The sequence below is a fragment of the Bradyrhizobium sp. GW821-FHT13H05 genome (assembly GCF_058804065.1).
Window position 1 is genome coordinate 106,176 of the sequence record NZ_JBXAPO010000007.1, and the last position, 12,448, is coordinate 118,623.

17 protein-coding genes are annotated in these 12,448 nt (G+C 65.3%); 12 read left to right on the forward strand and 5 right to left on the reverse strand.

The window, feature by feature from the left end; all coding sequences use genetic code 11:
- Positions 1-88: 88 nt before the first annotated feature.
- The 6 genes from AC1RR3_RS22190 to AC1RR3_RS22215 all read left to right on the forward strand — a co-directional run bounded on the left by AC1RR3_RS22190 (position 89) and on the right by AC1RR3_RS22215 (position 3,012).
- On the forward strand, positions 89-748 hold the full coding sequence (locus AC1RR3_RS22190; protein ID WP_492825240.1) for a response regulator transcription factor: 660 nt from the start codon (positions 89-91) through the stop codon (positions 746-748).
- A gap of 166 nt (positions 749-914) precedes the next feature.
- A complete protein-coding gene (locus tag AC1RR3_RS22195; protein ID WP_492825241.1) occupies positions 915-1,316 on the forward strand; it encodes a curlin subunit CsgB in 402 nt (133 codons plus the stop codon).
- 65 nt (positions 1,317-1,381) lie between these two features.
- Positions 1,382-1,774 carry a curlin gene (locus AC1RR3_RS22200; protein ID WP_492825242.1) on the forward strand — a complete coding sequence of 131 codons (393 nt, stop codon included), beginning with the start codon at positions 1,382-1,384 and terminating at the stop codon, positions 1,772-1,774.
- 26 nt (positions 1,775-1,800) lie between these two features.
- On the forward strand, positions 1,801-2,211 hold the full coding sequence (locus tag AC1RR3_RS22205) for a curlin (RefSeq protein ID WP_492825243.1): 411 nt from the start codon (positions 1,801-1,803) through the stop codon (positions 2,209-2,211).
- A gap of 66 nt (positions 2,212-2,277) precedes the next feature.
- Complete coding sequence (locus AC1RR3_RS22210) at positions 2,278-2,718, forward strand: curlin (RefSeq protein ID WP_492825244.1); 441 nt, start codon at positions 2,278-2,280, stop codon at positions 2,716-2,718.
- A 12-nt stretch (positions 2,719-2,730) separates the two neighbouring features.
- Positions 2,731-3,012, forward strand: a complete 282-nt coding sequence (locus AC1RR3_RS22215; RefSeq protein ID WP_492825245.1) for a hypothetical protein — start codon at positions 2,731-2,733, stop codon at positions 3,010-3,012.
- 66 nt (positions 3,013-3,078) lie between these two features.
- On the opposite strand, the gene AC1RR3_RS22220 is transcribed toward AC1RR3_RS22215, so the two are convergent.
- Entirely contained in the window at positions 3,079-3,366 is a 288-nt protein-coding gene (locus tag AC1RR3_RS22220) for a hypothetical protein (RefSeq protein ID WP_492825246.1), read from the reverse strand.
- A 281-nt stretch (positions 3,367-3,647) separates the two neighbouring features.
- Here AC1RR3_RS22220 and AC1RR3_RS22225 point away from each other — a divergent pair, with 281 nt between their 5' ends.
- Positions 3,648-4,100: a hypothetical protein gene (locus AC1RR3_RS22225; RefSeq protein WP_492825247.1), complete on the forward strand. Its 453-nt coding sequence runs from the start codon at positions 3,648-3,650 to the stop codon at positions 4,098-4,100.
- On the opposite strand, the gene AC1RR3_RS22230 is transcribed toward AC1RR3_RS22225, so the two are convergent.
- Positions 4,097-4,936, reverse strand: a complete 840-nt coding sequence (locus AC1RR3_RS22230; protein ID WP_492825248.1) for a GNAT family N-acetyltransferase — start codon at positions 4,934-4,936, stop codon at positions 4,097-4,099. The two genes, AC1RR3_RS22225 and AC1RR3_RS22230, sit on opposite strands and share 4 nt — an antisense overlap.
- Positions 4,937-5,048: 112 nt before the next feature.
- On the opposite strand from AC1RR3_RS22230, the gene AC1RR3_RS22235 reads away from it, so the two are divergent.
- Both AC1RR3_RS22235 and AC1RR3_RS22240 read left to right on the forward strand, forming a co-directional pair.
- Positions 5,049-5,753: an SDR family oxidoreductase gene (locus AC1RR3_RS22235; protein ID WP_492825444.1), complete on the forward strand. Its 705-nt coding sequence runs from the start codon at positions 5,049-5,051 to the stop codon at positions 5,751-5,753.
- Between the two features lie 274 nt (positions 5,754-6,027).
- Complete coding sequence (locus AC1RR3_RS22240; protein ID WP_492825249.1) at positions 6,028-6,858, forward strand: outer membrane protein; 831 nt, start codon at positions 6,028-6,030, stop codon at positions 6,856-6,858.
- 76 nt (positions 6,859-6,934) lie between these two features.
- On the opposite strand, the gene AC1RR3_RS22245 is transcribed toward AC1RR3_RS22240, so the two are convergent.
- Positions 6,935-7,996 carry a serine hydrolase gene (locus tag AC1RR3_RS22245; protein WP_492825250.1) on the reverse strand — a complete coding sequence of 354 codons (1,062 nt, stop codon included), beginning with the start codon at positions 7,994-7,996 and terminating at the stop codon, positions 6,935-6,937.
- 376 nt (positions 7,997-8,372) lie between these two features.
- Here AC1RR3_RS22245 and AC1RR3_RS22250 point away from each other — a divergent pair, with 376 nt between their 5' ends.
- The 3 genes from AC1RR3_RS22250 (at position 8,373) to AC1RR3_RS22260 (ending at position 10,307) form a co-directional block, all read left to right on the forward strand.
- The gene (locus AC1RR3_RS22250; protein ID WP_492825251.1) at positions 8,373-8,768 is read left to right on the forward strand and encodes an ArsR/SmtB family transcription factor; all 396 of its coding nucleotides are present in this window, start codon (positions 8,373-8,375) and stop codon (positions 8,766-8,768) included.
- Positions 8,768-9,259, forward strand: coding sequence for an SRPBCC family protein (locus AC1RR3_RS22255; RefSeq protein WP_492825252.1), 492 nt, complete (start codon positions 8,768-8,770; stop codon positions 9,257-9,259). Before AC1RR3_RS22250 ends, AC1RR3_RS22255 begins: the two co-directional genes overlap by 1 nt.
- 205 nt (positions 9,260-9,464) lie before the next feature.
- The gene (locus tag AC1RR3_RS22260; protein WP_492825253.1) at positions 9,465-10,307 is read left to right on the forward strand and encodes a hypothetical protein; all 843 of its coding nucleotides are present in this window, start codon (positions 9,465-9,467) and stop codon (positions 10,305-10,307) included.
- Between the two features lie 5 nt (positions 10,308-10,312).
- Here the strand turns inward: AC1RR3_RS22260 and AC1RR3_RS22265 are convergent, their stop codons facing one another.
- The gene (locus AC1RR3_RS22265; RefSeq protein WP_492825254.1) at positions 10,313-10,975 is read right to left on the reverse strand and encodes a response regulator; all 663 of its coding nucleotides are present in this window, start codon (positions 10,973-10,975) and stop codon (positions 10,313-10,315) included.
- Positions 10,972-12,357: a sensor histidine kinase gene (locus tag AC1RR3_RS22270; protein ID WP_492825255.1), complete on the reverse strand. Its 1,386-nt coding sequence runs from the start codon at positions 12,355-12,357 to the stop codon at positions 10,972-10,974. The genes AC1RR3_RS22265 and AC1RR3_RS22270 overlap by 4 nt, the downstream gene beginning before the upstream one ends.
- Positions 12,358-12,448 lie beyond the last annotated feature (91 nt).

Genomic DNA, 12,448 nt, shown 5'->3' on the forward strand with positions numbered 1-12,448 from the left:
ATTCAATCAAGCACCTTGTTATCGCTTGCAAGAAGAATGGATGGTTCGTTGCTTGCTCATCGAGCCCCAAGCCGGGGAGTCCGTTGCCATGAGTTCGGCTCAAGCCACAGTTTATGTCGTTGACGACGAAGTCCAGATTCGAACTGCGATTGGAAGTCTTTGCGAGGAGACCGGGCACCAGGTGAAGTTATTTGCCTCGACCGACGAGTTCCTCGCGGAGAGTTTGTCCGGCGGACCTTCGTGCCTCGTGCTCGACGTTCGCTTTCCCGGGACCTCACCGACCGGTCTCGAGCTGCAGCGCCGGCTCGCCGAAACGGGCGTGGCCATTCCGATCGTCTTCATCAGCGGCCATTCCGACGTCCGTGTCTCGGTCGAGGCGATGAAGCGCGGCGCGGTCGAGTTTCTGCCAAAACCGTTTCGCGAGCAGGAGATCCTCGACGCGATCAGGCACGGCATCGAGCGCGACCGCAGGCGCATGGAACGCGAAGACGCGGTGCGCGATGCAAGGCAGCGCGTCGAGACGCTGACGACGCGGGAGCGCGAGATCATGCTGCTGATGGCCGAGGGGCTTGTTGCCAAGCAGATCGCGGCACGGCTTGGCGTGAGCGAAGTGACGGTGAAGGTCCATCGCGCCAGGATGATGCGAAAGCTGGAGCTGCGTTCGCCGATCGAAGTGGTGCGGCTGGTCGACGGCATGGAGCGCGACGCGGCAGCGGCGCGCGCCGGTGCGGGACAGCCGCAAATCTAGCGCTGCGCGTGGCCACGTGCCGCGCGGCGTCTAGTCCGTACCAACTAGCATGAACTGCAGTCTATCGCACCGAGCACCATCGGTTCAGAGTCATCCCACGATGTCGGCCGCATTAGAGACCGCCATCCGAAACCCGTCAGACAACTTGGCTAGAAAGGGATACTCCATGCGCAAATTGTTTTTTGCTTCCGTTGCCGTGTTCGCCCTGTCTTCCGCTGCCCACGCCGCCAATACTTCGACGACCGTGCAGGTCGGCGTCGTGAACGGTTCGAGCGTTTCGCAGCAGGGCCTCACCAATGACTCTTCGTCGACGACCCAGATCGGCATCCTGAATGGTGCGTCCACCATGCAGGGCACCAGCTCGCCGTCGCTCAACAACGCCAGCACCGTGAACCAGGCCGGCGTGCAGAACTCGGCGACCACGGGCCAGGTGGCCTTCGGCAACAACAACAGCGGGATCACCCAGAACTCGTTCGGGCCGCCCGCGCTCCAGAACAACTCCGCCGCCGTCGGCCAGCTCAGCGGCCTCGGCATCAACACGAGCACCGTCTCGCAGACGGCGCACTGAACCACCTCGTCGGCCGGACGCGCCACAGCGCGGCGCGTCCGGCCCATTCTCGCGGAGGACATCACATGCGGATCACCTATCTCGTTGCGACGGCCATTGCGCTCAGCGCGTTAAGCGCCGTCGATGCGCAGGCCGGCAACTCGGCCAGCGTGCTGCAGTTCGGGGCGACCAACAGCTCCTTCATCTCGCAGACGGGCTCAACCAGCAACAGCGCCACGACGATGCAGTTCGGCGCGACCAATACGGCCACCACCTTGCAGACCGGCTCGCTCCTCACCGTCAACACCGCGGTGACCGGGCAGGGCGGCACCACCGCGACGGCGTCCAACACGGCGCTGACCGGCCAAATCGGCGGCTCCAATTCGAGCCTGATCGGCCAGATCGGCGCCAACAACACGGCCGGCGTCGGGCAGCTCGGAATCCTGAACGGCTCGACGATTCTCCAGCAGACCCCGTGAGCCATCCTGAAGTGGTGAGGCACGTCATGAAACCTCTCTTGAGAAGCGCGGGTGCCGCAATGCTCGCTTTGTGCTCCGCCGGCGCCGGATCGGCCGGCGCCCAGACCGCCGACATCAAGACCATCGTGTCGGTCGGCGGACCGCCGGTCGTGCTGAACCAGAACAGTCAGCTCAACATGGCGGGCGTGTTCATGATCGGCGGCAGCACCAGCGCAACGGTGACGCAGAACGGCACCAACAATGCCACCGGCGTCCTGCAATTCGGCGGAACGAATTCGGCATCGATCGGGCAGGCCGGGATGAACAATGTCGCCTTCGTCGGCCAGACCGGCCAGTCGGCGACCAGTCTGGTGTCGCAGCTCGGTGCCATGAATACCGGAACGGTGGCGCAGTTCAGCACGGTCAACAGTTCGACGATCGTCCAGACCGCTCCGTAAGGCGTGCGTGAACTCATCGGTGTCGGGACCCAGAGGGGAAGCGCGATGCGGTGTGGCAGAGAGGTCTTGAGGCGGGTTCTGGCGGTTGCGGCATTGCTTGTCGCCATCGGCATGGCGACGCAGGCGTCGGCCGGATCGGTCCAGCGCGGGACCACGAACCGGGCCGTCAGCATCGAGACGATCGTGCAGTTCGGCAACAACGTTCAGCCTGTCACGATCGAAGAAAACAGTCGCGTCAATATCGCGCGGGTGATCCAGATCGGCGGCACCGGAACGGTGGATGCGACGATCATCCAGAACGGTACGCGCAACTATGCCAATGTGATCCAGGTGGGCGGCACCACCAACGCGGCGATCGGTCAGTCGGGCGTGAGCAACACCGCCGACATCACCCAGATCGGCAATTCCACCAATGCGCTCCTGCTTCAGATCGGCGACATGAACTCGGGAGCGGTGAGGCAGTTCGGACGTTTCAACTGGCTGGCGATTTTCCAGTTCGGCCGATGATGGAGGTGTGACATGAGATTGCTTCTGCTCGCATCCGGAATAGGATTCATGAGCATGGTTGTGATGGCGCCTGCCGGAGCCGACGATGGCCACACCACGGTGGTCCAGGACGAGAACGGGACGGCGTCGATCACCCAGAGCGGCGATCCGGCGCAGGCCGAAGTCAGGATCGAGAAAGAGCCCGCGCGCACCACGGTGTACCGGCGCAGCGGCGGCAACACCGCCATCGTGTCGCAGGGCACCGGAAATGCGCAGGACATGCTCGACTGGCTGCGCAAGCAGCAGGGCCGCTGACACTCAGCACCGATGCACAAAGGCCCGCCGTCCCTGAAAGGACGACGGGCCTTGTTGAAAGCGAGCTTACCAGCTGCGGTACCGGCCGGTCAGCGTGCCGTTGTTGTTGCCGTCGGGGCCGACATCGCCCTGGCTCGAGCTCGGCGTCGGATGGTTGGTGCCGTTCATCGCACCATACGGTCCCGCCGTGCCGGGATAATACATCGCGCGCGGCTGGGCGGTTTCATAGCCGGGACTGTTCCGCTGCCATCCGACCGGGTTGCCGGACCGATCGACGGTTTGCGCGGATGCGGCGGCGGTGCCGGCGACGAGCGCTGCCGCGATCAGGCCGAGGAGTTTTGAATTGTTCTGCATGCGGGATGCTCCTTGTTTCTTGTCGGGGCCAACGGCCGCGATGGGGGAGCGTTCCGGACGTATTCGGCTGACCCGATCAACTCCGATCAACAGGTGATGAGGCCCGCGTTATCAGGAACGAAGTGCCTGAAACAGACCGGGACCTCCGGGCGTTCTGCCGCACCTTGTTCCCTGTTAATCCCGTGCCTTAACCAACAATTAATTATACGTTTGCGGCTGGGCGACAGCCCGGCCTAGCGTGCGGTGGGGAGCCGCCGAAGCCAAACGAGTTGGTGCGTATCATGATGTCCAGATCATATGGGGCGCTGTTCGCCTCGCTCAGCGCAGCCGCGCTGCTCCTTAGCTCCAGTGACAGTTTTGCCAGGCCCGGCGGCGCCGCGCCGCATGGTGTCGTGGCCACTGCTGCGCCTTCCGGTTCGATGGCGCGTCCGCCGATTGCGCCGGGCGCCCGGTTCCGCGGCCGCAACACGCCCTGGGTCTACTGGCCGGGCGGCGGCGGGTTCTATTACGGCGGGGGAAACGACAACCAGTCCTTTGTCGATATCGGACAGCCAGTTACCAATGACGTGCGCTATACCTACACCTATGACGTTCCCTGGGACTGGACGCATCGCTTCCCGCCGAACGTGGTGCCGTCGGACCGGCCCTATGTGCCGAGCTGCCCGACGGAGCAGGTGACGGTGCCCGGCCGCGGCGGCGGCGAGCACACCGTCAACATCATGCGCTGCTACTAGCCGAGCTCAAAGCTGGTCACCCCGAAGACGCGGTCGATCCGCAGCGGCGTGATCGGCCCCGTGTACATTCGCGCCGTTTCGAACACTGGCTTGAGGCCGAGCGCCTCCGCGAGCGCCATCGCCGCGCGATTGACCGCGGGGACATCGAGGAAGATCTCGCCGCCACCTGCGCTGGCCAGCAGGGCCTGCACGACCGTCTCCGCAGCGGCGCGATCATCGGCGACGAGCGGGCCGATCTTGTGGCCGCTCCGGCACGGCCGGATCACGCCCCATGCGGCCAGCTTCCCATCGCGCATGAGCGCACGGCCGACATGTCCTGATGTCTTGATCCAGGCACGCAGGAAGGCGCCGCGTGGCGCGGGGAAGACCGTGGCATCGTCGACGTCAACAAGCGCGAACGGAACCTTGTCGAGCGCGACGACATCGGCGGGCGCTGGCGGCGCGGTGAGGCTGCCGCCATAGCGGATATTGGCGTAGGCCAGCTGGAAGCCGGATGTCTTGTAATTGTCCTGCTGCGCGACGACCCCGTCGAGACCGATGACACGGGGACGCGCATGCGCGATCGCCGCGCTCCAGATGCGCAGGCCATGACCGGAGCCGCGAAAACTTTCGCGCACGATGTAGAAGCCGAGGAAGGCGAAGCGGTCGTCGTAATTGACGCAGGAGACGGTCGTGACCGGCTCGCCGTCGATCTCGCCGACGAAAAAGCCTTGCGCATCGGGGATCGCAAAGCAGGCGGCGTCCGACAGGCCCGGATTCCAGCCCTCGGCCGCGGCCCAGTCGACGGCGAGGGAGATCTCCTCGGGGCGCAAATTGCGGATCTGCAAGTCACTCATGACGGATGCCTTCGACGGTGGACCTGCCGGCAGGTCCGGCGGTAGAAGGCCTCATGATAGGCCGGGCCTGCGGCTCGCCTCAACACAGGGATGATCGGTCATGTCAGCAGGGATGGCAGCAGAGAAGGTCGCACTCGTCACCGCCGGCGGCAGCGGCATGGGGGCGGGGGCTGCGCGGCGGCTCGCGGCCGACGGCTTTCGCGTCGCGATCCTGTCGTCGTCCGGCAAGGGCGAGGCGCTGGCGGCCGAGCTCGGTGGTCTCGGCGTCACCGGCTCCAACAAGTCGAATGACGATCTGAAGCGTCTCGTCGACGGCGCGCTTGCGAAGTGGGGACGCATCGACGTGCTCGTCAACAGCGCGGGCCATGGGCCGCGCGCGGCGATCACCGAGATTACCGACGAGCAGTGGCACGCCGGCCTCGACACATATCTCCTCAACGTGATCCGTCCGACCCGGCTCGTGATGCCGGTGATGCAGGCGCAGAAGGCCGGCGCCATCATCAACATCTCGACCGCCTGGGCGTTCGAGCCGAGCGCGATGTTTCCGACCTCGGCGGTGTTCCGCGCGGGCCTTGCCGCCTTCACGAAAATCTTCACCGACACCCATGCCGCCGACAACATCCGCATGAACAACGTGCTGCCGGGCTGGATCGACAGCCTGCCGCAGACTGAGGCACGCCGCGATAGCGTGCCGATGAAGCGCTACGGCAAGGTCGAGGAGATTGCGGCGACGGTCTCGTTCCTGGCGTCCGACGGCGCGGCCTACATCACCGGCCAGAACATCCGCGTGGATGGCGGACTGACGCGCTCGGTCTGAGGCCGGCGCCTTCGAATCGCGCTTCGCGCGTCCTTGTCGTGATGCGACACGGGCGCGCGTGGTGCGTCGCCGATGAAGGATGATTTGTGGCGGCCGGGCCACACTCGTCATCCGTTCGCACGACACGGGGCCCACACTACGTCACAGTCCCTATGAACTTCGCCGCAGCCCAAGACGGCATGGGGCCGGCGGCCTATGCCCGATCTGCGCCGGATGCCTTCCGCCCGCGCGCATTCGAAACGCGAGTTTTATCGCGTGGGGCAAGGAGACTGGAATGAAGAAGATTTTGCTGGCGGTCGCATCGCTTGTGCTCGGCACCGCATCCGTGCAGGCGGCCGATCTCGCCGCGCATTACACCAAGGCGCCCGTGATGGCGTCGGCCTACAACTGGACCGGCTTCTATGTCGGCGGCAATGTCGGCGGGCAGTGGGGCAGCGCCGATCCGACCACCTCGACCGTGTTTTCTCCGACCGGCTATTTTGCCGCCAGCAGCGTCCCTGCCATCGGTGCCGTCGGCGCCCAGAGCGTCAACAGCTCCAGCGTGACGGGAGGCTTCACCGCCGGTTACAACTGGCAGGTCAACCACGCGGTGCTCGGCCTCGAAGGCGACATCAACTATTTCGGCTTCAAGGGCGGCGCGACCGGCTCGGCGGTCTATCCCTGCTGCGCCCCGACCGCCTTCACTGTGTCGTCTTCGGTTTCGGCCGACTGGCTCGCCACCATCCGCGGCCGCATCGGCTTCCTCGCAGCTCCAACCTGGCTGCTCTACGCCACGGGCGGCGCGGCCATTGCGGAGGTGAAGGGCAATTTCAACTTCACCGATACGTTCGCGGCTGCAACGGAATCTGCGGCGATCCGCGACACCCGTGTCGGCTGGACCGCGGGCGTCGGCACCGAATATGCCTTCGGCGGCGGCTGGTCGCTGAAGGCCGAATATCTCTATGTCGATCTCGGCCGCGCCAGCACGACCAGCACGAACCTCACGACTGCGGGCCTCGGCGCTTTCCCGAGCAGCGTCTATACCCACTCGGTCGACATCAAGTCGAACATCGTGCGCGTCGGCGTGAACTACAAGTTCGGCGGACCCGTCGTCGCAAGGTACTAAGGGTATACTGAGCTTCATCCCGTTCCTGATCTGGCGTGGAAAGCCCTGGCCTGGCCGGGGCTTTCTGTTTTCAAGCTCAGCCGCCGTGCGCCGCGATCAGATGTGCCAGCGCGGGCAGGATCTTGTAGCGGGCGATCTCGTGCGGATATTCGCCGCGGTTGGCCAGCAGCACGATGCCGATCCGCCGCGCCGGCACGAGGCCGATATAGCCGGACGCATTGTTGAGGCCGCCCGGCTTGTCGACGACGGTGGCGTCGGGCAGATGCACCGTCTCCCAGGCCATGCCTTGTCCGAATTTCTCGTCGACCCGGAAGGCCTCATGCTGCGTCATCCGCAGCGCCTCGCGCAGATGCGGATCGACCGCGCGGCCGTCGACGCAGGCCGCAATGAAGGTCGAAAGATCCCGCGCTGAGGAGAACATCTGGCCGGTGCCGGGGAAGTCGAAATAGCTCTGCTGGTTGCCGGGCGGACCGATCGCGGTGCCCTGGTCCGAATAGCCCTGGACCACGCGCTGCATCCAGGCCGCGTCCATGACGGCGCGGTTGTCCTCGCCGCGTTCGGGCAACGACGTCGCGGTCATGCCGAGTGGCTTGAAGATGCGCTGCTCGAACAGGGGTGCGATCGGCGTGCCGTAGCAGCGCTCGAGCACAAGCTGAAGCAGCACGTAGCCGGCATGGCTGTAGATGCGTTGCTTGCCGGGTGCCTCGCCAGCCCGCGGTCTCCAGGCGTTGAGCATCTCGATGAACTGCGCGCGCGAGAACTGCTCGTTTGGCCAGGGCGGATGGTCGGTTGGCAGCAGCAGTCCCGAGGTGTGCGTGACCAGCTCGCCGATGGTAACGTGGCGGATGGTGTCGCCGGTGAGCTCGGGAAGATATTTCGGCAGGGGATCGTCGAGCCGCAGCTCGCCGCGGAGCGTGCCGAGCGCGACCAGCGTCGCCTCGAACGGCTTGCGCAGGGAACCGAGGTTGAACAGCGTGTCCGATGTGATCGGACGTCGGGTGGTGTCGTCGGCAAAGCCATAGTTGAAGAACTCGACATGGCGGCCGGCATAGAGCGCGGCGGCGAGGCCGCCCGGCTGGTCCGGCGTCATGGTCGGCGCGAGCTCGGCGGCGACGATGTCGCGCATCTGCGCGATCATGTCGGAATCCGCGGATGCGCAATGCGGCCGAAGCGCGATCGCAAGCGGAATGAGCGCAGCCCGGGCGAAGATGCGCCGGCTGATCGGGGATGAGGTGACAACAGGCGGCACGTGCTCTGATGAATCATGCTTGTGCGCCCCCGGATGAGTCATAGCGGGGAGAGCGCGATGCCCCAATTCACGATTGCGCGTTGTGGGTTCCGCTCGTCGGTTCGTGGTCTCGTAGCCCGGATGGAGCGCAGCGCAATCCGGGACCGGCGTCGCTCGGGGCAAGGAGCCCCGGATTACGCTGCGCTCCATCCGGGCTACGGCGTTTAACTTAGCCAATCGGCTAACAATCGTTGACGTCCGTCATCTGGCGTGTATAGTTAGCTGCATGGCTAACCAATTATCCCGGCTCGATCAGATCTTCGCGGCCCTTGCCGATCCCACAAGGCGGGCGATCGTGATGCGGCTCTGCGGCGGCGAGGCGTCGGTCGGCGAGCTCGCCGATCCCTTCGAGATGGCGCTGCCGAGCTTCATAAAACACATCCATGTGCTGGAGACGAGCGGGCTCGTTCAGTCGGAGAAATCCGGCCGCGTGCGCACCTGCCGTCTCAGTCCGGATGCGCTCGTCGGGGCAGAGGACTGGTTCCAGCAGCAGCGCGCGATCTGGGAGGCGCGGCTCGACCGGTTCGAAGCCTATGTGATGCAGCTCAAGAAGGAGAGGGCAGTCGCCAAGCGGCCGTCCAAGAAGACCGAGAAGACAACCAAACGGAAAGGTTCTGAGTGATGACAAGTTCCGCCAATCCCGCTTTATCCCAATGGTCGCTCGACCGCGAGATCGTGATGTCGCGCGTGATCGACGCGCCGCGCGATCTGGTGTTCGAGGCATGGTCCGATCCAAAACATCTGCCGCAATGGTTCGGACCGAAGGGCTTCAAGCTCGAGACCTTCGAGATCGACGTGCGCGTCGGCGGCGTCTGGCGCTTCAACATGATCGGCCCCGACGGCACGGTCTATCCGAACCGCATGCGCTTCCGCCGCATCGAGCGTCCCTCGCTGATGGAGATGGATCACGGCGTCGACCAGGACGAGGATCCCGGCATGTTCCGCTTCACCGTCACCTTTGCCGAGCAGGCCAACGGCAAGACGGTGCTGATGATGCGGCAGCTGGCTTCGAGCACCGAGCAGCGCGACGGCATGATCGGTTTTGGTGCCGTCGAATACGGCTACCAGACGCTGGACAAGCTTGCGGCGTATGTGGGCGGGATGAAGACATAAGTTCCTCGCATCATTCGGGGCGCCTCAAAAAGGGCGGCCCCGGAATGAGCCTGGAAGCGAGTGGAGGGCTGGTCGCCTTCGCGAATATGACAGCGCGGAGCGCAATTATGACAGCGCCATAACGTAGATTTTTGTCGCGTCGTGCTGCTGATTTATGACAGAATTACTACCGCTGGATGTCATATCGGTTACGGCGGAGCGATTCATGTTGCAGTGGCAGGCGCGGTCAAATCCCCTGGCGTGGTGGTGGGGGTCCCTGACGCTTGTCAGTGCTGCCAATATTCTCGTCTGGTTCATGCTGTACCGCGAGTTCTATCCGACGGTTGCGGGCAGTGTCGGCGGCGGCTCGGATATCGGGCTGATGTTCCTGCTCTGCGCCGGCTACGTGTTCGGCTGCGCCTTCCGCTCGGTGCTGCCGCGCGCCGACGTGCAGCGCATCTGCCTGTTCGACACCTGGCTCTCCAGCGTCTTCATTGGCCGCACCGTCGCGACGGTGGCCGAGCTGTGCTTCGTCGCGCAATGGGCGATCATCCTGCATCAGCTCGGCCACATGACCGGCGCGGAGACCGCGGTGAACATCGCGCTCGTGATCGTGCCCATCATCATCATCGCCGAGTGCTTCTCCTGGTATGCGGTGGTGACCACCAACTTCCTCTACAACGCGGTCGAGAATTCGCTGTGGGCGGTGACCTTCTTCCTCGCCGGCATCGCGCTGTGCCGCCTGATGCCGGAATTCCAGGGCCCGGTGCGCTGGGCGATGATTGCCGGCATCGTCGGCATCGCCTGCTTCCTCGCCTTCCTCGTCACCGTGGACGTGCCGATGTATCTCAGCCGCTGGCGGGCGGGGCACGCCGAGGGCGGCAAGTTCCTCGGCTTCCTCGAAGGCCTGCATGACGTCTCGACGCGCTGGGTGGTGACCCATGACATCGCGCACTGGAAGGGCGAGCTGACCTGGATGTTCCTGTATTTCAGTGCCGCGGTGTGGTCGAGCCTGGCGCTCTGCGCGCTCTACGCGATGGAAGGCTATCTCACGCGCTATCTGGCCTGAGCGCGTCAGGCCTCGCCGAGATCGACCTGCGTCAACAATCCCTGGCGCAGCGCCAGCCGGACCAGCTCGATGTCCGAGCCGACGCCGAGCTTGTCCTTGATCAGCGAATGCAGGTTCGCCACCGTCTTCGGGCTGACGTGGAGCGTCTCGGCGATCTCCTCCGTCGTCTTCTCGGCCAGCAGCAGCCGCAGCACTTCGAATTCGCGCGGCGTGAGCACGTCGGCGGCCGAGCTCTCGCCGCTGATACGGCTCAGCGCGAGCTCGTGGTCGATGTCGGGGCTGATGGCGATCCTGCCCGCGAGCACGTCCATCACCGCGCGCACCAGCGTCTCCGGCGGGCTCATCTTGGTGACATAGCCCCGCGCACCGGCGCGGATCGCCTGCACGGCGAAGCCCGCATTCTGGTGCATGGTGAAGACGAGGATTCTTGCGCCCTTGTCCCATTGCCTGATGCGCCTGACAGCCTCGATGCCGCCGATCCCGGGCATGCTCAGATCCATGATGACGAGGTCGGGCGCCTCGGATTTGTACAGACGGTAGGCCTCGGCGCCGTCGCCAGCCTCTGCAATGACGCGCAGGCCCGGCTGCTTCTGGAGCACCGAACGATAGCCTTCGCGCACGACGGAATGGTCGTCGACCAGCAGGATGGTCGCCTCGGCCGCGCTCATGCGGCGCGCTCCAGCACCTGCCGATCGGCGGCAGCGACAGGGATGGTGACGCGCAGGGCCGTGCCGCCATGCGGTCCAGTCTCGAAGCTCAATCGGCCACGCAGGGCTGCGACGCGCTCGCGCATGCCGAGCAGGCCCATTCCGGATTTGGCGGCGGGATCGCTCGACCGTCCGTCGTCGTCGATCGCAAGCCCGATCTCGCTGGCGTGCATCGTCAAGTCCAGACTCACCTTGGTTGCGTCGGCATGCTTGGCGGCGTTGGTGAGAGCCTCCTGCACGATGCGATAGAGGCTGGCGCTGATCGTAGCCGGCAGGGTCTCGAAGGCGCCGTCGAACCGGATCGCAAAACGCGTCTCGCCGCGGCTGCGGCCGTTCCAGCCGGCGACCAGCCCTTCGAGGCTGGCGACGAGCCCGAGCTCTTCGACATCGGGCGGACGCAGCCTGAACAGCGTGCCGCGCAGCATCTCCATCATGCCGGTTGCAGTCCGTGCGATGCCGTCGCATTCGCCGAGCAGGGACGGGCAGTCCTGCACGGCGGTCTGGCGGGCGGAGGAAGCGAGAGCGCGGATGGCGGCCAGTGACTGGCCGAACTCGTCGTGCAGCTCGCGCGCGAGATGGCGGCGCTCCTCGTCCTGGAGCGCGATCAGCTTTCGGGTCAGCTCGGCGCGTTCGGCCAGTGCGGTGTCGAGGCTCTCGGCGAGGTGGTTGAAGACGTCGCGAATGGCGGAGAGCTCGGCGAGGTCGAACGGCGGCAGCCGCGCTGTGAGGTCGCCAGTGGCGATCCGTTCGAGGCCGGTGCGGATCATGCGGGTGGGGCGCAGCGCCCGGGCCAGTGCCGCATAGACCAGTGCGCAGAGCAGCGGAAGCGCGATTGCAAGCGCGATCATCAGGCGGCCGGCCTCGTGCCAGGCCTCCGCCGTCTGCACGGCGGGATCGACCGTGACCACGGTTTCGCCGAGCTTCACGCCGCGCACGATCACGGGCCGGGCCGCCTCGCGGCCGGGGTCGAACAGGCCGTGATAGAAGGCCGCAAAGGCCTGCGGCGGCAGGTTTGCCGGACTGGGCGCGCCACTACAGAACCGCTGGAGGATGTCGCCGTTCGTGCCACGGAATGCCAGACACAGGCCGGGCGTCATCACGTAGGCCGAAACGGGGTCAAGGTTGGGGAAGTCGGAGCGCGGGTTGGCCACCCACTGGATCTTGCCTTGTTGCAGTTCGAGCGACTTCGCCACGATGGCGGCGATACCGTCGATGCGCGCATGCGCCGCGCGGTCAGCGGTGACAAGGAAATAGGCTGATATCACGGCGAAGCAGGCGGCCGATATGGCGGCCACGCGCAACGTCAGACGGACCTTGAGATCGAATCTCGGGCGGTTCCACATCGGCGGGCACCTGGCGCGAACGGAATTGTCGCCCCCGCATTAAACGGCAGAACGCAGGCGGGGCAAAGCGTTGCGCATACCGCGGTGCAAC

Excerpts from the sequence above, each read along its gene's own strand:
- AC1RR3_RS22190 (WP_492825240.1), top strand. The coding sequence starts at position 89 with ATGAGTTCGGCTCAAGCCACAGTTTATGTCGTTGACGACGAAGTCCAG.
- AC1RR3_RS22230 (WP_492825248.1), bottom strand. The coding sequence starts at position 4,936 with ATGAGTGACTTGCAGATCCGCAATTTGCGCCCCGAGGAGATCTCCCTC.
- AC1RR3_RS22195 (WP_492825241.1), top strand. The coding sequence starts at position 915 with ATGCGCAAATTGTTTTTTGCTTCCGTTGCCGTGTTCGCCCTGTCTTCC.
- AC1RR3_RS22240 (WP_492825249.1), top strand. The coding sequence starts at position 6,028 with ATGAAGAAGATTTTGCTGGCGGTCGCATCGCTTGTGCTCGGCACCGCA.
- AC1RR3_RS22250 (WP_492825251.1), top strand. The coding sequence starts at position 8,373 with ATGGCTAACCAATTATCCCGGCTCGATCAGATCTTCGCGGCCCTTGCC.
- AC1RR3_RS22270 (WP_492825255.1), bottom strand. The coding sequence starts at position 12,357 with ATGTGGAACCGCCCGAGATTCGATCTCAAGGTCCGTCTGACGTTGCGC.
- AC1RR3_RS22255 (WP_492825252.1), top strand. The coding sequence starts at position 8,768 with ATGACAAGTTCCGCCAATCCCGCTTTATCCCAATGGTCGCTCGACCGC.
- AC1RR3_RS22225 (WP_492825247.1), top strand. The coding sequence starts at position 3,648 with ATGATGTCCAGATCATATGGGGCGCTGTTCGCCTCGCTCAGCGCAGCC.
- AC1RR3_RS22235 (WP_492825444.1), top strand. The coding sequence starts at position 5,049 with ATGGCAGCAGAGAAGGTCGCACTCGTCACCGCCGGCGGCAGCGGCATG.
- AC1RR3_RS22220 (WP_492825246.1), bottom strand. The coding sequence starts at position 3,366 with ATGCAGAACAATTCAAAACTCCTCGGCCTGATCGCGGCAGCGCTCGTC.
- AC1RR3_RS22205 (WP_492825243.1), top strand. The coding sequence starts at position 1,801 with ATGAAACCTCTCTTGAGAAGCGCGGGTGCCGCAATGCTCGCTTTGTGC.
- AC1RR3_RS22215 (WP_492825245.1), top strand. The coding sequence starts at position 2,731 with ATGAGATTGCTTCTGCTCGCATCCGGAATAGGATTCATGAGCATGGTT.
- AC1RR3_RS22260 (WP_492825253.1), top strand. The coding sequence starts at position 9,465 with ATGTTGCAGTGGCAGGCGCGGTCAAATCCCCTGGCGTGGTGGTGGGGG.
- AC1RR3_RS22200 (WP_492825242.1), top strand. The coding sequence starts at position 1,382 with ATGCGGATCACCTATCTCGTTGCGACGGCCATTGCGCTCAGCGCGTTA.
- AC1RR3_RS22265 (WP_492825254.1), bottom strand. The coding sequence starts at position 10,975 with ATGAGCGCGGCCGAGGCGACCATCCTGCTGGTCGACGACCATTCCGTC.
- AC1RR3_RS22245 (WP_492825250.1), bottom strand. The coding sequence starts at position 7,996 with ATGATCGCGCAGATGCGCGACATCGTCGCCGCCGAGCTCGCGCCGACC.